This is a genomic window from [Zimmermannella] bifida NBRC 103089, assembly GCF_001570925.1.
GTDB lineage: Bacteria > Actinomycetota > Actinomycetes > Actinomycetales > Microbacteriaceae > Gulosibacter > Gulosibacter bifidus.
The window spans coordinates 110,989-129,460 of sequence record NZ_BCSP01000004.1; the positions used below are offsets into that span (position 1 = coordinate 110,989).

Below are 18,472 nucleotides of genomic sequence, written 5' to 3' on the forward strand. Positions count from 1 at the left end.
ATCCGACTCACCGAGATTCTCAGATTTTTGATTGGCGTCGAAGTACGATCCATGCATATAGTTGCAGTCTGTTGCTTCGAGTTGTTCACAGGCTACATACTTATCCACAGGACATGTGCATAAGTCATGCTTAGGCGTGTTTTCGGTGCGCGGCCTGCGGTTACTCGAAGCATTTCTGATCGAACGCGGTGCCGTTCAGTCGAACACGATGCACGGTATGCGTTGGTAAGAAAACAGGAGGTTTGTTCATGAGCCAGGATGTCGCGGAAATTTGGGACGCCCTGTTCAACAAGCTCCTGCAAGATCACGATCTCCCCGCATCGATGCGCGGTTTTTTCGCTCTGGTCAGGCCAAAAGGCGTGATGGACGGCACGATCTACCTCGAAGTTCCCAACGACGTCACCCGGTCGATGATCGAGCAAAAGGGTCGACAACCACTACTGGATGCGATCCGCACCGCTCCCGTTGACCACGAGATTTCGACATTTGCCGTGTTCGTCAACCCGGATATCGCTCCGGAACCCGTGCTCGACGAACGCGAGCTGCAACCACTCAATTCACCCGAGGCATCCGTCGCTGATCAGGTGAAAGTGCTGCACGAATCGGTACAACCGACCAACTTATCCACGAGTTATCCACAGGGTGGACAGTTGCATACCCAGGTCGACGAACCTCGCGGCGCAACCGGCACGCATCCCGAACGATCGTCGGTGACCACCGCAGACGCACACGTATCGGTCACAGCGACAACGGGCAGTCGACTTAACCCGAAGTACACCTTCGAAAACTTCATCATCGGTGGCTCGAACCGGTTTGCGCACGCAGCCGCCGTCGCGGTGGCCGAAGCTCCGGCCCGAAGCTACAACCCGCTGTTCATTTACGGCGACTCCGGACTCGGCAAGACACACCTCTTGCACGCCATCGGTCTCTACGCTGAGCACATCTATGCCGGCATCAAGGTTCGGTACGTCTCGAGTGAAGAATTCACGAACGACTTCATTAACTCGATCGCGCAGAACAGCGTGGCGCAATTCCACGAGCGCTACCGCAACAACGACATCCTGCTGATCGACGACATTCAGTTCTTGCAAGGCAAGGCCGAGACGATGGAAGCGTTCTTCCACACGTTCAACACCTTGCACGAGCACAACAAGCAGGTCGTCATCACCTCAGATGTGCCGCCAAAGCAGCTCACCGGATTTGAAGACCGGATGCGCTCTCGCTTTGAGTGGGGACTCATCACGGATGTGCAGTCTCCCGACCTCGAAACGCGTATCGCGATTCTGCGCAAGAAGGCCCAGGCTGATCAATTGGTGCTGCCTGACGATGTTCTCGAGTTCATCGCCGTGCACGTGGACAGCTCCGTACGTGAACTCGAAGGCACGCTGATTCGCATTAGCGCCTACGCGAACCTGAACCAGCAGGCGATTGATTTGAGCATGGTGACCACCGTGCTCAAGGACATCATTACGACCGACGAGCCGAACGTCATTGCGCCTGGCGACATCATTCGTCAGACGGCCGACTATTTTCACCTCACGGTCGATGACCTTTATGGTTCAAGCCGTTCGCAAGCGATCGCAACGAGTCGACAGATTGCGATGTACCTCTGCCGCGAGATGACCAACCTCTCGTTGCCGAAGATCGGCCAGCTGTTTGGCAACCGCGACCACACGACAGTGATGTACGCCCACCGCAAGATCACCAAGCTCATGACCAGTGACCGTTCGGTGTTCAACCAGGTCACCGAACTCACCTCCCGCATCCGTCAGCCCAACGTTCGCTAGCCATAGCGAATGGATTTGCGCATCCATGACCAGGATGCGGCTAACGAACGAGCCTGATTCGGGTAGCACCGACCCCACCCAATCGCCATTGACATGGATCGAGTCGCGTTAGGCCACAGCTCGGGCACGTTCTGGACGTCAGTCAGCGCCCTTGGTTTCGGCTACTGGTTCGCCTCATCGCATCGGTAGCAACGCTGCTCAGCCGGTGCTGCCAGACACCATTTCGACCGGATGCCGGTAATCACGCGAGCAGAAATCGACCGATTCTGCCTCCACTGGCAGCACCACGGTCACGCTGAGAACCGGCTATGAAACCGACCGAAGCACGCAGCTGATCGGCCACTTTCCCGAGTTATCCACAGGCAATGTGGATAAGTCTGCGGAAACTCCGGTGGACAACAGGTGAACAAGAGGTGGATAACTGCAATGACAACGATTGTGGATAACTTGTGGAGAAACTGCGGGAAAACGGTCAAAAAAGTGGGTTTTCCCAGTTTCTAATGTGGATAGCGAACGGCAACGTCAAATTTCTGTCGAATGTCGGTCACATTTGGTTCACCAACGAACCACATCTTTCACGGTTGTAGTTCCCTACTCGCGTCTACTCACCACAGACTTATCCACAGTCTCCACAAGGGTTATTACGAAGATGACTCTTATTGCAATTACAAAACATCAAGCTCGTGACATTTACCGACTTGACTCGACTGGGTTCGCCGACCACAACACTTGCGTCTTGTACGACTCAAGAAATTCATCCAATGCAAAATCAACAATGAGGTGGTGCGACACATCGTCACGCATCCGGGTACGAACGAAGGTCAGACAAGACAAACCGCTAGTGGATCTCCACGATGGGATCAGCCAAGCCCACACAAGAAACGCTCGATCAGCAGCAACTTGTTATTCGTTGTCACCGATCTGGATGAAGACAACAACAATTAACGGCTAGCATGGGTAGCCCTACCAACCGAGAGGACGCACCGTGAAGTTTGAAGTCAACCGCGACGTGTTTAGCGACGCAGTCTCGTTTGTTGTCAAGCTCCTGCCACAACGTCCAACGCTGCCGATCTTGAGCGGTGTTGTGCTCGAAGCCAACGAAGGCCAGCTGTCGCTGTCGACGTTTGACTACGAAGTTTCGTCGCGCACCAGCGTCGAAGCGAATGTCGAAACCCCAGGTGCGGTACTCGTTCAAGGGCGTCTGCTCGCTGAGATTGCCAACCGTTTGCCGGTTGCCCCGGTTGAGGTGTCACAGGATGAACGCGGCGTCACGATCACCTGTGGTCGCGCCAGCTTCTCGCTGCCCGTCATGCCGATCGAAGAATTCCCGGCACTGCCAATGATCGAAGGCACCTCGGGTGTCGTTTCGGGCGCTGACTTTTCGGAGGCCATCGGCCAGGTTGTCGTTGCGGCATCTCGCGAAGATGTTGCGCCGGTCATCACCGGTGTGCACCTGACCCTGTCGCCAACCACCCTCGGACTGGTTGCTACCGACCGTTATCGCGTTGCCGTTCGTGAAATCGAATGGCAGAGCAACTTCAACGAGGGAGACCAGGCCCTCGTGCCTTCGCGCACGCTTGGCGAAGTGGGTAAGTCGTTCGCGCACGCCGACGAAGTGGTCATCACCCTCGTTACCGAAGGCGATCGCCAGCTCATTGCATTCACTGCCGAGGGCCGTACGGTTACCTCGCTGCTCATCAAGGGCAACTTCCCGGCCGTTTCGCGACTGTTCCCGAAGGAAACCCCGCACTTTGCCGTAATGCAGGGCAGCGAAGTTGTCGACGCAGTTCGTCGTATGCAGCTCGTGCTCGAGCGCGAACAGGCACTGCGCTTTTCGTTCACCGCCGAGGGCCTTAAGCTCGACGCTGTCGGTGCCGAAAAGGCTGCCGGCTCGGAAGAGCTCGGCGTCAATCTCGTCGGCGACGACATGGTGGTTTCGCTCAAGCCGCAGTTCTTGCTCGAGGGCGTGGGTGCAATCCACAACCCGTTCGTTCGCATTGCGTTCACCGCAACCGACAACCCGAACAAGCCAGGGCCTGTGCTGCTCAGCGGCCAGACTTCGCTCGATGAGCCAGCAGCAAACGACACGTTCCGCTACCTGCTGCAGCCAAACCTGCTCATGCGCTAACAGTGCACGTCACTCGGCTGGTCATTAAGGACTTCCGCAACTATCACGCGGCAGACCTGCAGCTTGACTCGGGCATCCACGTCTTCGAGGGTGCCAACGGGCAGGGGAAAACCAACCTCGTTGAAGCCATCGCCTACTTGGGGAGTTTGAAGTCTCACCGGGTATCGAAGGATGCGGCGCTGGTCCGGTTTGGTGCGCAGCAAGCGGTGGTTCGCGCCGAACTTGCGCACGGCATGCGCCGGTTAAGCATCGATGTTGAGATCAACAAATCGGGTGCCAACCGTGCCCGCGTGCACAACTCGCAGGTGAAGGCCCGCGAACTCTCGCGCTTTTTCACCACGGTGGTGTTCGCACCCGAAGACTTGGCACTTGTTCGTGACGATCCGAGCGGGCGACGCGAGTTCTTGGATGCGCTGCTCGTTATCCATTCGCCGCGATTTGCCGAGACGATTGCGAACTACGAGCGCGTGCTGAAACAGCGAAACACGCTCTTGCGATCGGCAAAATCGCAGCGCATCCCTGCCGACAAACTTGGCACCCTCGAAATTTGGAACGACCAGCTCATCGAGCTCGGCACCAAGATCATCGTCGGGCGCCTCGACCTGGTGCAACGCCTGCGCCCGCATCTGGCCGCGGCCTATCGCGCGCTTGCCGATGCCGATCACGGTGCCGACATCACCATGCGTGTTTCGGCATTGGCGGATGCGGCGACGCTGATGGATGAGGACGATGACGGTGGCGAGCGTGGTGGCGACATCACGGTCGACGAAATTCGTGAACGTTTCCGTACGAGACTGCTGCAGGCACAGCCACGAGAACTTGACCGCGGTCTGACACTTGTCGGTCCCCACCGTGACGATGCCACCTTCTGGCTGAACGGCCTGCCCGCGCGCATCACCGCAAGCCACGGGGAATCGTGGTCGTTCGCACTTTCGCTGAAACTCGCATCCGCCCAACTCATTCGCGCCGAATCGCGAACGGGCGACCCGGTACTCATCCTCGACGACGTGTTCGCTGAGCTTGACGGCGGTCGACGCGAACGATTGAGCCGCGCGATTGGTGATTTTGAGCAGGTGCTCATTACCTGCGCCGTGCTTGCGGACATTCCCGAACCACTGCGACAGCACCGCATCCGCATCCAATCGGGGACGATCCTCGAGCGCGTTGCAGCCGCAACTGACGGCATCGAGTCAAATACCGGCATCGAGTCGGATACCGAGGGCGAGCACGATGAATCTCAGTGAGTCGTCGCTCGTTTGGCTGCACTTCAAAGAGGTCTTTGCCGGTGTGAAGACCTCGTACCGCCGCAAGCACACGATGCAGATTCCCGAGAACGCTTCGGCAGACGAACTGCCGTTTGGTCCGCATCGCGACCCGGTCACCTCGGCATCGGCAATGTCGCAGCTCTTGCAGCAATACGGCTGGCAGACCCCACTCGCGCAGGCAAGTGTCGTGAACGCTTGGGCCGAGTTGGTGGGAGAACAGACTGCGCGGCACACGAATCCGCAATTTGTTGATGATGCGGGCGTACTGCAGGTGCAGTGCGACTCAACTGCGTGGGCAACGCAGTTGCGTTCGATTCGCGGCACCGTACTTGGCACGATCAATCAGCGCTTTCCAGACGCCGAAATTCGAGACATCAAATTCCTCAATCCGGGAGCCCCTTCGTGGCGTCACGGAATTCGATCGGTACCTGGACGCGGGCCTCGAGACACGTACGGCTGATCATGTGGGAACCTACTTGCACGCGGGGTAATCGCGTTTAGCGGCCATTTGACGCCCGTTTCTGGGGTTTCGCTTGGTAAGATGGGTTGTCTTTGACTATCCGAACGGACGAGTCAGCCCATTGAACCGGATGCGCGGGGTATCGAACGTGCCCCCAGGCATCCCACTAGGAGTTCGAAACGATGAGTGAAACTGGCGAACCGAATACCGAAACAACCGGCACTGGCCGCGTTGAGAACCAATACGGCGCCAACCAGATTCAGGTGCTTGAGGGCCTCGAAGCAGTTCGAAAGCGTCCCGGTATGTACATCGGTTCGACCGGACCGGAAGGTCTGCACCACCTGGTGTATGAAATTGTGGACAACTCGGTCGATGAGGCACTGGCCGGTTATGCCGACGACATCGTGGTGCGCTTGCGCCAGGATGGCTCGGTTCAGGTAGACGACAACGGTCGCGGTATTCCGGTTGCCGAACACCCGGCAGAGGGCATCTCGACGCTCGAAGTGGTACTGACCAAGCTGCACGCCGGCGGTAAGTTCGGCGGCGGCGGATACGCGGTCTCCGGTGGTCTGCACGGTGTGGGTTCGTCGGTCGTGAACGCGCTGTCATTCCGCATGATCGCCGAAGTACGCCGCGACGGCTACAACTGGCGCATGTCGTTCCAGAACGGTGTGCCGGATGCACCGATCGAACGCGGCGAGGCAACCGACGAAACCGGTACCCGCATCACGTTCTACCCGAACTCCGACATCTTCGAGACCGTTGAGTTCGACTGGGACACGCTGCGCACGCGCTTCCAGCAGATGGCGTTCCTCAACAAGGGCCTGAGCATCAAGCTCATCGATGAGCGCAACCCAGCAACCCTGAGTAAGACCATCACCTCGGTTGCCGAGGTGCTCGAGACTGACGTCGCGAACGACCTCGAGACCGCCGAGAGGGCCGAGGATGCGGATGCCACCGCATCCGAAACCGCTGCCGACACTGAATTTGAACCGCGCGAAGTCGTGTTCAAGTACGACCGCGGTCTCGTTGACTACGTGGAACACCTGGTTCGCCGCAAGAAGGTCGACGTGGTGCACCCAGAGGTCATCGGCATGACCGAAGAGAACACCGACGCGATGATTTCGGTCGAGATCGCCATGCAGTGGACCGAGTCGTACAACGAGTCGGTGCACTCGTTCGCGAACACGATCAACACCAAGGAGGGCGGTACGCACCTCGAAGGTTTCCGTGCCGCACTCACCAGCGCGATGAACCGCTACGCCCGCGAAAAGGGTCTGCTGAAAGAAAAAGACGAAAACCTTTCGGGTGAAGACGTGCGCGAAGGTCTCGCCGCGATTATTTCGGTGAAGCTCGGCGAACCGCAGTTCGAGGGCCAGACCAAGATGAAGCTTGGTAACACCGAGGCAAAGACCTACGTGCAGCGCGTCACCAACCAGGCCCTGCAGGACTGGCTCGACCGCAACCCGGTGCAGGCGAAGGAAATTATTCGCAAGGCCACCCAGGCATCGGCAGCGCGTCTTGCGGCTCGCCGGGCTCGTGAACAGACCCGTCGAAAGGGCCTGCTCGAGTCGAGCGGTATGCCCGGCAAGCTGCGGGACTGTGGTTCGCGCAACCCCTTCGAATCCGAGATCTTCCTCGTTGAGGGTGACTCCGCTGGAGGTTCCGCGGTTAAGGGACGTAACCCGCGCACGCAGGCGATTCTGCCGCTGCGAGGCAAGGTGCTGAACGTCGAGAAGGCGCGCATCGACCGCGCCCTGCAGAACGCCGAAATCCAGGCCATGATCACCGCATTCGGTGCCGGCATCGGCGACGACTTCAGCGTCGAGAAGGCCCGCTATCACAAGGTGATTCTGATGGCCGACGCCGACGTTGACGGTCAGCACATCACCACACTGCTGCTGACCATGCTCTTCCGCTTCATGCGTCCGCTGATCGATGCCGGGTACGTGTACCTCGCCTCGCCACCGCTGTACCGCATCAAGTGGACGAACGCTGCCCACGAATACGCATTCTCGGATGCGGAACGTGACGCACTGCTCGCCGCCGGTAAAGCTGCCGGTCGCCGCATCCCCAAGGACAACGCAATCCAGCGTTACAAGGGTCTTGGTGAGATGAACTACAACGAGCTTTGGGACACCACCATGAACCCCGAAACTCGCACCCTCCGTCAGGTGACGATGGCCGATGCCGAAGCCGCCGACGAAGTGTTCGCAACGCTCATGGGCGAAGACGTTGAGTCGCGCCGTGCGTTCATCCAGTCGAACGCGCACGACGTGCGCTTCCTCGACATCTAGTCCGCGCATCCGAGCACCACACGAACGTTTTCGAAAAGAGTTAGTGAACACCAATGGCTGACGAAACTAATCCAACTCCCGAGTCAAACGAACCCGTAGTGAATACGGATGCGGGCGGTCACGTTGTTGCCGTAGACCTGCAGCTCGAGATGCAGCGCTCGTACCTCGACTACGCCATGAGCGTGATCGTGGGTCGTGCGCTGCCCGAGGTACGTGACGGCCTGAAGCCGGTACACCGCCGCGTGATCTACGGCATGTACGACGGCGGATACCGCCCCGACAAGTCATTCTCGAAGTGTGCCCGCGTGGTCGGTGACGTGATGGGTCAGTACCACCCGCACGGTGACTCTGCGATCTATGACACCCTCGTTCGCCTGGTGCAGGACTGGGCGATGCGCTACCCGCTGGCGCTCGGACAGGGCAACTTCGGTTCGGCCGGTAACGACGGTGCTGCTGCCCCCCGTTACACCGAGACGAAGATGGCGCCGCTCGCACTCGAAATGGTGCGTGACATTGAAGAAGACACCGTCGACTTCATGGACAACTACGACGGTCAGACGCAAGAGCCGACCGTTCTGCCAGCACGATTCCCGAACCTGCTCGTTAACGGTTCCGAGGGTATTGCCGTTGGTATGGCCACCAAGATCCCACCGCACAACCTGCGCGAAGTTGCCGAAGGTGCGCTGTGGTCGCTCGAACACCCGGATGCGAGCCGCGAGGAGCTGCTCGAAGCGCTCATGGAACGCATCCCCGGTCCGGACTTTCCAACTGGCGCGAAGATCCTCGGCACCCGCGGCGTGCAGGAGGCGTACCGCACCGGTCGCGGCTCGATCATCATGCGTGCCGTGGTCAACGTCGAAGAAATCGAAGGCCGCACCTGCCTGGTAGCCACCGAGCTGCCGTACCAGGTCAACCCCGACAACCTCGCCAACCGCATCGCCGAAATGGTGCGCGAAGGCAAGCTCGCCGGCATCGCCGACATCCGTGACGAAACCTCGGGTCACACCGGTCAGCGACTGGTCATCGTGCTCAAGCGGGATGCGGTTGCCAAGGTGGTCTTGAACAACCTGTACAAGCACACGCAGCTGCAGGAAACGTTCGGCGCGAACATGCTCGCGATCGTCGACGGTGCCCCGCGCACGCTCTCGCTTGACGGGTTCATCTACCACTGGGTGAACCACCAGATCGAGGTCATCGTTCGCCGTACCGAGTACCGCCTGCGCAAGACCGAAGAAGAAGTCCACATCCTGCGTGGTTACCTCAAGGCGCTTGACGCGCTGGATGAGGTCATCGCGTTGATTCGCGCATCGGCCACGGTCGAGGTGGCCCGCGAAGGCCTGATGGAACTGCTGGGCGTTGACGAAATCCAAGCCTCGGCCATCCTGAACCTGCAGCTGCGCCGCCTGGCCGCGCTCGAACGACAGAAGATCACCGACGAAGCCGAGAAGCTCGAGAACCTCATCCTTGAATACAAGGCGATCCTGGCTTCGGAGTTGCGCCAGCGCGAAATCATCTCGGAAGAACTTACCGAGATCGTGCGCCGCTTCGGCGACGACCGCCGCACCGAGATCATTCGTGGTTTCGACGGTGATGTTAGTGATGAAGACCTGATTCCGGTCGAAGAGATGGTGGTCACCGTTACGCGCGATGGCTACATCAAGCGCACACGCAGCGACAACTACCGCTCGCAGCGCCGTGGTGGCAAGGGCGTGCGCGGTGCGCAGCTTCGCGCCGACGACGTGGTGGAGCACTTCTTGGTCACGACCACGCACCACTGGCTGCTGTTCTTCACGAACTACGGTCGCGTCTACCGCACCAAGTGCTACGAGCTGATCGAAGCCGGTCGTGACTCAAAGGGTCAGCACATCGCCAACCTGCTGCCACTGCAGCCGGATGAGCAGGTTGCGCAGGTGCTCGAGCTCGACAACTACGAAGAGCACGACTACCTGGTGCTTGCTACCCGCAAGGGCCTGGTCAAGAAGACCCGCCTGAGCCTGTACGACACCAACCGTCAGGCCGGCATCATCGCGATCAAGCTGCGGGAAGACGACGAACTCGTTTCGGCCATGGCCGTGAGCGAGGGCGACCACATCTTCATGTTCTCGCACGCCGGTCAGTCGCTGCACTTCATTGCCGATGATGAGCAGCTGCGTCCGATGGGGCGCGACACCTCGGGTGTGAAGGGTATGTCGTTCCGCAAGGACGACTACCTGATCAACGCGGCGGTGGCGACCTCTGACGACCTCTACGTGTTCACCATCACCGAGGGTGGTTACGCCAAGCGCACCTCGATTAGCGACTACCGCATCCAGGGCCGTGGCGGTCTTGGTATCAAGGTGATGAAGCAGTCCGAAGAACGCGGCCAGATTGCTGGCGCCATGCTCGTAGACGAGCGCGACGAAGTCCTTGTCATCCTCAATTCGGGCAAGGTCGTGCGTTCTGACGTTGCCGAAGTTCCGGCCAAGGGCCGCGACACCATGGGTGTGGTCTTTGCTCGTCACGCGGATTCCGACTTCATTATTGGTATGGCGCGCAACACCGAGCGCGACCTGGGTACCGATGGCGAAGACGAAGAGGGTGCCGAGAACGAGGCGGAGAACACGGAAACGGAAACCGCTGCTGCGGCCGAAGGTACCGCATCCACCGAAGCCGCTGCTGATGATCAACAACCATCGGCGGATGCTGAAGACGCCGACGACCAGTAAGATCAACAGTCATGACTTCAGTCGCAGATAAGCTCGCGCAAAAAACCGAGCGTCGTACCCGTGGCAAGCAGGTTCGCCTGCGCTTGGTACAGGTCGACGTATGGTCGGTTGTGAAGATGGCCTTCTGGATCGCACTCTTTTGCGGTCTGGCGACGATCGTTGCCTTCATCCTTGGTTGGGTAGTGCTGGCAAACACCGGTGTCCTCGACTCGATCAACGCGCTCTTGAACGACGTCACCGGTGGTGGCGAGAACAAGAAGAACTCCGTTTCGGTTGAGCAGTTCATCAACTTTGGTTCGGTAGCGCTCTTTGGCGCGGTCTGCGGTGTGCTGCAGATCATCGTCTACACGGCACTCGCAGCTGTTGGCGCGTTTGTCTACAACTTGCTTGTCCGCGTGACCGGCGGTTTGGTCTTCGGATTCACCAATAACTAGGTGAAATTCGGGGCTGGAAAAACATTTCCGCTGCTCGAGTTGCACAAACAACGAAACGTGCGGTAATCTCGTTTCTTGTGCTGAACAGCTCCCGCAAGGGAAATGTTTACGGGTCTATAGCTCAGGCGGTTAGAGCGCTTCGCTGATAACGAAGAGGTCCCAGGTTCAAGTCCTGGTAGACCCACTGGTACAGAAATGTACTGCACGGGGCCTTAGCTCAATTGGTAGAGCGCCTGCTTTGCAAGCAGGAGGTCGCGGGTTCGATTCCCGCAGGCTCCACGGGTGGTGAATCCCTCACGACAATTCGTGAGGGATTCAAACTTTTCCGGCAGATTCACACCGTCAGCTTGCTGCGCTGCGTGGATCGAGCGCGATTCAACGATGGCAAGGTCGAACGCGGTGTCTTGACGCAGAACTAATCTGCAACGTCGTAAACTCAACTGTCGTGTGCCATTGCATCGAACACGTCGGTGCATGGCGAAGGTATTTCGCAGCAGTCAGATGACTGCACCTCAACCGATCCAACGAAAGGAGTCTGAATGCGATTCCGAGTTGGTGCGTACGGCGTTATCGTGCGCGACGGTCAGGTGTTGCTGGCGCATTGGAATTCCCGAGGACGTTCGGGCTGGACCCTTCCGGGCGGCGGTGTTGAAGCCGGAGAAGATCCGCACGATGCAGCCATCCGCGAGATCTGGGAAGAAACCGGCTACCACGCGCAGCTCGACCAGCTCTTGGGCGTGGACTCCATCGTCGTCAACGGACGCAACCGTCGCCGCAAGGGACGCCCGCAAGAAGCGCCGTTGCAGAACGTTCGCGTCGTTTACCAGGCAACCGTCATCGGCGGCGATCTGCGTGCCGAAGAAAATGGCACGACGGATGAGGCACGCTGGTTCGATCTGCGGGAGGTCAAAAAGCTGCAAACCGTGTCACTCGTACGCGTTGCCATGCGGCTGTACCACGAACGTCCCCGTAACGGGCATCTGGAGGGACTTGGCGGCCCCAAGCGTCGCCCGGCGGTACGGCTACCGGGTAGCGAGCCCAGCAAGCTTGACGAGGCTGAGGCGAGCTAACCGAAAGGTGCGCTCGTGCGTTACGGCACGCATCCGGTACCAACAGCAACGGGCTCCGCAATTGCGGAGCCCGTTGCTGATTGTGTTAGTAACGCTTGGCGCGACTAGTTGTTGGTAACAACCTTGGCAACCGGAGCGTCGAGTTCTTCGTCGGCGATCCAGAGGTCGTCGTCAGCGCGGAAGGTCTGCCAGAGGGCGTAGCCCACGGCCGAGATCGCAGCGACACCGGCACCGATGAGGAACCAGCCACCGACACCAGGGCCCGACTTCTTCTTCTTGACAGGCTTCTGCTTGGCAACCTGCGCCTGTACGCGCTCGAGGTTTGCGGCGGCCTGCTTGCTGAACTGCTCTGCCTTGTTCTGCACGTTCTTGACCTGCTCCGAGTCGAGCAGTTCGCGCACGGCACCGGTGACATTGCCACCGACCTGAGCGACGGCAGGAAGAACGTTCTTCTGCAGCGTCTGCTCTGCCGAAGCAAGGGCGCGACGGCCGCTTTCAACACCGCGCTCGAATGCGGGGCGAATATCGTTGTCAACGCGCTTGCGAACGACAGGGGTGATTTCGCTGTCTGCGTACGTCTTTGCGGTGCCGCCGGCACGACCGACGAGCTCACGAGCCTTGTCGAATACGACCTGCTGTTCCGACCAGAGGCGGTCGGCGTCGCGGCGCAGTCGGTTGAGCTTGCGCTTGTTCTTCCTTGACAGTGCCATTTCTACCTCCGAGGTAAATACCCAATAGTGGATTGGAACACCACTCATCTTGACACGACGAAATTGGCTAATCCTGAACCTGCGTGGTGCATGAATGACAAGCGCATGCATTGTGTAAGGATGTGTTCATGACCAACGCAACCGCAGTCATGACGCTGCACACCAATCACGGAGACATCAAGCTGAACCTGTTTGGCAACCACGCGCCAAACACGGTCAAGGTCATTACTGGCCTGGCTACCGGTGAACTCGAATGGGTTGACCCAGTAACCGGTGAATCCAAGCAGGAACCGTTCTACTCGGGTGTGATCTTCCACCGCATTATTCGCGAGTTCATGCTGCAGGGTGGCGACCGTACCGGTACGGGTACCGGCGGCCCCGGCTTCAACTTCGACGACGAGATTCACCCAGAACTCGACTTCACCAAGCCGTACATGCTCGCCATGGCCAACGCTGGCCGTATCGCTGGCCGCGGCACCAACGGTTCGCAGTTCTTCATCACCACCGCACCAACCACCTGGCTGCAGGGCAAGCACACGATCTTCGGTGAAGTTGCCGATGACGCGTCGAAGAAGGTTGTCGACGAGCTCGACGCCATTGCCACCAACGCCAGCGACCGCCCACTCGAAGACGTTGTCATCGAGTCGGTCGACGTTGTTGCGCTGTAACGCAAACATTTGATTCCACTGCCGCAGGCGGTGTTCGGTAGCGAGCGGAACCACCCGCTCGACACACCGACACCGCCTGCGCGCGTTTCCGCACCCGCACAACCGAGAATATGAGCATGAGTGAACCCACCGACCCGCAGCTGAACTCCGATAACTTCTGTTACCGGCACCCGGATCGGATGAGTTTCATCCTCTGTCAGCGCTGCACGCGCACGGTGTGTGTCGATTGCCAAACCGAGGCACCAGTCGGCGTCATTTGCCCCGAGTGCCTGCGCGGCGGGGCAGCAGCCGGCGGCGCTGGGTCGGTTCGTGACTTCAAACTCATTCCTGGCGGCAAATCTGCGCGACGCGGCCGAACCGCATCCGGCAGTTGGCTGCGTTCGAGACGTGGCAACGAGACCTGGCGCAACCTGACCGGTAGCGGTAGCCCAGCCACGTACATCCTGATCGGAATCACCGCAATTGCTGGTCTGATTCAGTGGTTGACCGGACTCAACGGCACGAGTGTGGTCACGGCGATTGGTTCGTACTCGCCGCAGTTCACCGACCTGCAGCACATCTACCCCGATGGCCGCACGGTGTTTGAGCCGTGGCGCATGCTCACCTCGGCGTTCTTGCACATGGGGGCGTTGCACTTTGCGTTCAACATGCTGTCGCTGTGGATCTTTGGCCGCGCGTTGGAGCCGGTGATTGGCACGCTGCGATTTGCGGTGCTGTACCTGGTCTCGGCGCTCGGCGGTTCGCTCGCGGTGGCGATGGTGGCCCCGAACGCTTGGGTCGTAGGCGCGTCGGGCGCAATTTTCGGTCTCTTTGCCGCGTGGTTCGTGGTTCTGCGTACGAGCGGTCAGGATGTGACTTCGATGCTCGTGCTGATCGGGTTGAACGTCGCCGTATCGTTCATGAACCCGGGTATCTCGTGGGAGGCCCACCTGGGTGGTCTCGCCATCGGTCTGCTGTGCGGTTGGCTGACGATGGTTGATCTGCGCCGCGCAAAGCAACCCGCGCGTTTGGGCCTGTGGCTGCAACTTGTGGTCGCGGTCGTTTGTGTGGCGGCGCCGCCGATCATGGGCTCGCTGCTGCCCTAGTTCGGCTGACCCGAGCCGGCTGACCCGCGACGCAGGACCACGGTCGGTGAACCCGTTTCGGTGGATGCGCGCCGGTCACCTTCGTCGCCTTGCGGTACCAGGTTATCCACAGACTTATTCACACCTGGGGAGAACTACACACGTGTAACTCCACCTGTGTAATACTCCCAGAAATCGCTACTGATCAGGTGTTTCTCTATAAACAACGGTGCCCACTGCCTGTGGATAACTTGGCAATGGGCACCGGATGGGTGATGAACCGTGAAATCTTGTTAGCGGAAGGCTATTTCCAATTCGACATCATCAAGAAGCCGACGAGTGCGATTCCAAAGCCAACCAGGATGTTCCAGTCGGCAATCGAGGCGATCGGCATGCGTCCCTGGGACAGGTAGTACACGATGATCCAGAGGAATCCGAGGATCAAGAAGCCGAACATGATCGGCTTGAACCACACCGGGTTCTCGTCTTCAGCAACTTCGGTACGGCCAGACGCACGCAGCTGTTCCCTGGTGAGGGATGCGTCATCGCGCGTCGACTTCTTGCCGCGGCGAGCGGTCGGTCCCTTCTTCGAACGAGCCTCAGCGGCGATCTGCTTCGAGCGTTCGATGCGCTTGCGCTCGGCTTCCTTGCGGGCCTTGGCGTCGAGCGGCTTCTTGGCCGCAGAGTCGCTCTTGGAGGTCGATTCCACGACTTCCTCGGCGTCCTTCTTGGGGTCAGTTTCTGGCATATCAGCATTCTAACTGCCTAGACTGTCTGCTATGAGTGATGACCTGCCGCTTTCGTCCTCGCGCCGTGAAGAGCGCGGTTCAAAGCGACCTCGAAAGCGCGCACCACGGGTCACCGTCTCTGGCGTCCTTGGCGAACTCCTGCTGACCGCCGGCTTCGTGATGATGCTCTTCCTTGGCTGGAAGTTCTGGCTGAACGACATCATCGTGGGAAACGCGCAGAACCAAGAGGGCGCGGCGCTCAGCGAGCAATTCGACCGCGAGTACGAAACAGTCAAGCCGCCCGAGGTCGATGAGAGCGGTATTCCCATCCGCAAGGCTCCGACCGAAGAAGCCACGCCATTCGCGGTGCTGTACGTACCGGCCTGGGGTGAAGACTACTCACGCACAATTGCCACCGGTATCACCCGCTACGGCGTGCTCGACTACTACGTCGGCTACTACCCAGACTCTGACCCGGTCGGCTCTGTCGGCAACTTTGCCATCGCCGGCCACCGCTTGGCCTACGGCGCATCGATGCAGAAGATCCCCGACCTGCAGCTCGGTGACAACGTTTACGTTGAGACGGTTGACGGTTGGTACGAGTACACCTTCCGAGCCGGTGAGTATGTTGGTCCATCAGAAATTTCGATTCTTTCGGATGTGCCGCGTCACCCAGAGCTCAAGGGCGAAGACCGCATCATGCTGCTGATGACGTGCAACCCATTCCACTCGACCGAAGAACGCGTGGTTTCGTACACGACGTTTGTTGACTTCATCCCGCGTTCTGAGGGACCACCGGAAGAGATCGCCGGAGCGGTCAACGCACGCACGAACAACAACGGTGGCGACACCGGGGGCGGAGCTGAACACTAATGTACGGAGCACTCTGGCGCGTCATTCCCGGCCCCTGGCCGGTCAAGCTCATTGTCTTCTTGGCACTCATTGCGGTCGCACTTTGGGCGCTGGTGACCTACGCCTTCCCCTGGTTTGACGAGACGTACCTCAAGACCGGCGATGACATTACCGTCGGGATGCAGGCCGTCACGTAGGTTGCGTTCTTGAAGTAGCGATTATCCCTCGTAGCGAAACGGCAGGGATCGCAGGGAAACGAATGAGGGTGCTACATCCATTGCGCTGGATGCAGCACCCTCATTCGTTCGGGGACTAGCCGTTCGGGAGGCGGTCGCCGGGGAGACCGCTGTCGCTGTCGTCATCGTCATCGTCGTCTTGTCCGGGTGGGTTACCACCGTTTCCGGGATTTGTGCCGCCTTGACCTGGTGGGGTGTTGTTGCCGGGTTGCTGCTGCCCGCCATTACCGTCCTGGTTCGAACCGGAGCAGTACGTGACCTGGATCTCGGTTCCCTGTGCCACTTTGCCCGTTGGCGAGACGCCAGTCACGGTCTTCTCTGGAGTTGCGGGGCAGGATGGGTTTTCGATCGGCGTGTAGGGCAGGTCGAGCTCGCCGAGTGCGGATTCGACGTCGGCATAGGGCTTACCGACGAGGTCGTCTGGCACGGTGACTTTACCGTTTGAGGTGAAGATGTTGATCGTTTCGCCGGACTTGGCCTGTTCACCAGGTCCCGGCTCGCTGCGAATCACATCGCCTTCGGCGACGGTGGCGGAGTCTTCGCTCGTGATCGACCCCGGCTTGAACCCGATCTCCGCGAGCTTCGCCTTGGCCTCATCCACCGACATGCCTGAAATATCGGGCACGGTGAGGGCGCCCTTACCCGTAGAAATGGTGAGCGTCACGGTGGTGCCAGGTGCGACGGATGAGTCGGCCGGTGGCGATTGCGACATGATGTGGTCGGCTTCGACCGTGTCACTCGCCTCGTTCTTCTCTCGAATCTTCAAGCCCTCGGCTTCGAGCACGGACTTCGCTTCTTCAAGCGTCATGCCTTCAACGTTGGGTACGCTGACACTCGCGTCGGGAAGTTGCCCTTCCTTGGGCAGCATGAGCGTGAAGATCAGTGCACCGATAACAACGGCGGCAACGACACCGATCGCCGCCCAGATCCACATTGCCGGTGGGCGGCGCTGTACGTCGGGGGCGCGGTCATCGTCGTGCTGAATGGAGTTCAGTGCGGATTCGGTGGCGTCGATGGCAGTGGGGCCTGGACCAAACAGTTCGGTCGGGTTGGCATCGGCCATGGCCGCGGCGTGGGCGGGGGCGATGCCTTTGAACGCGTTCTGCAATTCGGTGCGGAACTCGGCGGCCGTCTGGTACCGGTCATCGGCACGCTTTGCCAGTGCTTTCATGACCACGGCGTCGAGTTCGGGGGAGACCCGCGGGTTGAATTCGCTCGGTCGACGCGGTGGTTCGGTGACGTGCTGGTAGGCGACGGCCACGGCCGAGTCGCCCTGGAAAGGCACGCGACCGGTCAGCATTTCGTAGAGCACAATGCCGGCCGAATAGAGGTCGCTGCGGCCGTCAACCTGTTCGCCGCGGGCCTGTTCGGGCGAGAAATAGGATGCGGTGCCCAGAATTGCGGTGGTCTGTGCAATGGTGCCGGTGGTGTCCGAGATCGCTCGCGCGATACCGAAGTCGGTGACCTTGACCTCATCGGCAGTGCTGATCATGACGTTGCCGGGCTTGATGTCGCGGTGCACAACGCCGGCGCGGTGTGAGTACTCGAGCGAGGTGAGGATCTCTGTCATGTACTTTTCGATCTTCTCGTTCGAGAGCTGCCCCTCGGCGATGTGATCGCTCAGCTGCTGACCATCGACGTATTCCATGACAATGTACGGCACGACAATTTCAAAGCCGTCACCGCGAACGAAGGTGTCTTCGCCGGCATCAAATACGCGCACGATTGACGGATGCGTCATTCGGGCGGCGGCCTGCGCTTCTTGGCGGAAGCGTGAGCGGAAGCTCGACTCGGTGGCGAGGTTGGTGTGCAGCAGCTTTACCGCGACGTGACGACCGAGTCGCTCATCGGTTGCTGCATACACTTCAGCCATGCCACCGCGGCCGATGCGACGGCCGATGTGATAGCGCCCGGCAAGAATGCGTTCTGCCTGGATCAAGTCGTATGCTCCCTAGTTGCTTCGTGGATGTCTGTGCGATGGTCGCCATTGCTGCCACCGACTCAGAATTGTCAGCCTACCTATCAGGTCGAATGTCCGGAACGTATAGTTCCGAGCGCATCCGAATTG

General features: G+C 59.5%; 15 protein-coding genes and 2 tRNA genes. 14 read left to right on the forward strand and 3 right to left on the reverse strand.

What is annotated here, in order from left to right; translation table 11 throughout:
- The first annotated feature begins 248 nt into the window (after positions 1-248).
- The 10 genes from dnaA to ZBI01S_RS05130 all read left to right on the forward strand — a co-directional run bounded on the left by dnaA (position 249) and on the right by ZBI01S_RS05130 (position 12,146).
- Positions 249-1,787 (forward strand): chromosomal replication initiator protein DnaA, encoded by a 1,539-nt coding sequence (dnaA, locus tag ZBI01S_RS05085; protein ID WP_066057328.1) that lies wholly within the window; start codon positions 249-251, stop codon positions 1,785-1,787.
- 985 nt (positions 1,788-2,772) lie between these two features.
- Positions 2,773-3,915 (forward strand): DNA polymerase III subunit beta, encoded by a 1,143-nt coding sequence (gene dnaN, locus ZBI01S_RS05090; RefSeq protein WP_066057330.1) that lies wholly within the window; start codon positions 2,773-2,775, stop codon positions 3,913-3,915.
- Positions 3,916-3,917: 2 nt separating this feature from the next.
- Positions 3,918-5,159 carry a DNA replication/repair protein RecF gene (gene recF, locus ZBI01S_RS05095; RefSeq protein ID WP_066057332.1) on the forward strand — a complete coding sequence of 414 codons (1,242 nt, stop codon included), beginning with the start codon at positions 3,918-3,920 and terminating at the stop codon, positions 5,157-5,159.
- The gene (locus ZBI01S_RS05100) at positions 5,146-5,640 is read left to right on the forward strand and encodes a DciA family protein (RefSeq protein ID WP_066057335.1); all 495 of its coding nucleotides are present in this window, start codon (positions 5,146-5,148) and stop codon (positions 5,638-5,640) included. Before recF ends, ZBI01S_RS05100 begins: the two co-directional genes overlap by 14 nt.
- A 182-nt stretch (positions 5,641-5,822) precedes the next feature.
- Positions 5,823-7,937, forward strand: coding sequence for a DNA topoisomerase (ATP-hydrolyzing) subunit B (gene gyrB / locus ZBI01S_RS05105; protein ID WP_066057338.1), 2,115 nt, complete (start codon positions 5,823-5,825; stop codon positions 7,935-7,937).
- Positions 7,938-7,990: 53 nt separating this feature from the next.
- Positions 7,991-10,642 (forward strand): DNA gyrase subunit A, encoded by a 2,652-nt coding sequence (gyrA, locus tag ZBI01S_RS05110; protein ID WP_066057341.1) that lies wholly within the window; start codon positions 7,991-7,993, stop codon positions 10,640-10,642.
- Between the two features lie 11 nt (positions 10,643-10,653).
- Positions 10,654-11,076 (forward strand): DUF3566 domain-containing protein, encoded by a 423-nt coding sequence (locus ZBI01S_RS05115; protein WP_066057346.1) that lies wholly within the window; start codon positions 10,654-10,656, stop codon positions 11,074-11,076.
- 110 nt (positions 11,077-11,186) lie between these two features.
- Positions 11,187-11,260, forward strand: a tRNA-Ile gene (locus ZBI01S_RS05120).
- 22 nt (positions 11,261-11,282) lie between these two features.
- Positions 11,283-11,355 (forward strand) — tRNA-Ala (locus tag ZBI01S_RS05125).
- A 260-nt stretch (positions 11,356-11,615) separates the two neighbouring features.
- Complete coding sequence (locus tag ZBI01S_RS05130; protein WP_083524525.1) at positions 11,616-12,146, forward strand: NUDIX hydrolase; 531 nt, start codon at positions 11,616-11,618, stop codon at positions 12,144-12,146.
- Between the two features lie 104 nt (positions 12,147-12,250).
- Here ZBI01S_RS05130 and ZBI01S_RS05135 read toward each other — a convergent pair whose 3' ends face one another.
- The gene (locus ZBI01S_RS05135) at positions 12,251-12,856 is read right to left on the reverse strand and encodes a hypothetical protein (protein ID WP_159421405.1); all 606 of its coding nucleotides are present in this window, start codon (positions 12,854-12,856) and stop codon (positions 12,251-12,253) included.
- Positions 12,857-12,984: 128 nt separating this feature from the next.
- On the opposite strand from ZBI01S_RS05135, the gene ZBI01S_RS05140 reads away from it, so the two are divergent.
- Together ZBI01S_RS05140 and ZBI01S_RS05145 are read left to right on the forward strand one after the other, a co-directional pair.
- A complete protein-coding gene (locus ZBI01S_RS05140; protein ID WP_066057487.1) occupies positions 12,985-13,524 on the forward strand; it encodes a peptidylprolyl isomerase in 540 nt (179 codons plus the stop codon).
- Positions 13,525-13,640: 116 nt separating this feature from the next.
- Positions 13,641-14,609 (forward strand): rhomboid family intramembrane serine protease, encoded by a 969-nt coding sequence (locus ZBI01S_RS05145; protein WP_159421406.1) that lies wholly within the window; start codon positions 13,641-13,643, stop codon positions 14,607-14,609.
- Between the two features lie 283 nt (positions 14,610-14,892).
- Here the strand turns inward: ZBI01S_RS05145 and ZBI01S_RS10100 are convergent, their stop codons facing one another.
- The gene (locus ZBI01S_RS10100) at positions 14,893-15,336 is read right to left on the reverse strand and encodes a cell division protein CrgA (protein WP_083524526.1); all 444 of its coding nucleotides are present in this window, start codon (positions 15,334-15,336) and stop codon (positions 14,893-14,895) included.
- A gap of 31 nt (positions 15,337-15,367) precedes the next feature.
- Between ZBI01S_RS10100 and ZBI01S_RS05155 the strand changes: the two genes are divergently transcribed.
- A complete protein-coding gene (locus tag ZBI01S_RS05155) occupies positions 15,368-16,189 on the forward strand; it encodes a class E sortase (RefSeq protein ID WP_066057356.1) in 822 nt (273 codons plus the stop codon).
- Complete coding sequence (locus tag ZBI01S_RS09925) at positions 16,189-16,365, forward strand: hypothetical protein (protein WP_169794641.1); 177 nt, start codon at positions 16,189-16,191, stop codon at positions 16,363-16,365. Before ZBI01S_RS05155 ends, ZBI01S_RS09925 begins: the two co-directional genes overlap by 1 nt.
- A 115-nt stretch (positions 16,366-16,480) precedes the next feature.
- On the opposite strand, the gene pknB is transcribed toward ZBI01S_RS09925, so the two are convergent.
- Positions 16,481-18,343, reverse strand: coding sequence for a Stk1 family PASTA domain-containing Ser/Thr kinase (gene pknB, locus ZBI01S_RS05160; protein WP_245610540.1), 1,863 nt, complete (start codon positions 18,341-18,343; stop codon positions 16,481-16,483).
- Between the last annotated feature and the right edge of the window lie 129 nt (positions 18,344-18,472).

Excerpts from the sequence above, each read along its gene's own strand:
- dnaA (WP_066057328.1), top strand. The coding sequence starts at position 249 with ATGAGCCAGGATGTCGCGGAAATTTGGGACGCCCTGTTCAACAAGCTC.
- ZBI01S_RS05100 (WP_066057335.1), top strand. The coding sequence starts at position 5,146 with ATGAATCTCAGTGAGTCGTCGCTCGTTTGGCTGCACTTCAAAGAGGTC.
- gyrB (WP_066057338.1), top strand. The coding sequence starts at position 5,823 with ATGAGTGAAACTGGCGAACCGAATACCGAAACAACCGGCACTGGCCGC.
- gyrA (WP_066057341.1), top strand. The coding sequence starts at position 7,991 with ATGGCTGACGAAACTAATCCAACTCCCGAGTCAAACGAACCCGTAGTG.
- ZBI01S_RS05115 (WP_066057346.1), top strand. The coding sequence starts at position 10,654 with ATGACTTCAGTCGCAGATAAGCTCGCGCAAAAAACCGAGCGTCGTACC.
- ZBI01S_RS05130 (WP_083524525.1), top strand. The coding sequence starts at position 11,616 with ATGCGATTCCGAGTTGGTGCGTACGGCGTTATCGTGCGCGACGGTCAG.
- ZBI01S_RS05135 (WP_159421405.1), bottom strand. The coding sequence starts at position 12,856 with ATGGCACTGTCAAGGAAGAACAAGCGCAAGCTCAACCGACTGCGCCGC.
- ZBI01S_RS05140 (WP_066057487.1), top strand. The coding sequence starts at position 12,985 with ATGACCAACGCAACCGCAGTCATGACGCTGCACACCAATCACGGAGAC.
- ZBI01S_RS05145 (WP_159421406.1), top strand. The coding sequence starts at position 13,641 with ATGAGTGAACCCACCGACCCGCAGCTGAACTCCGATAACTTCTGTTAC.
- ZBI01S_RS10100 (WP_083524526.1), bottom strand. The coding sequence starts at position 15,336 with ATGCCAGAAACTGACCCCAAGAAGGACGCCGAGGAAGTCGTGGAATCG.
- ZBI01S_RS05155 (WP_066057356.1), top strand. The coding sequence starts at position 15,368 with ATGAGTGATGACCTGCCGCTTTCGTCCTCGCGCCGTGAAGAGCGCGGT.
- ZBI01S_RS09925 (WP_169794641.1), top strand. The coding sequence starts at position 16,189 with ATGTACGGAGCACTCTGGCGCGTCATTCCCGGCCCCTGGCCGGTCAAG.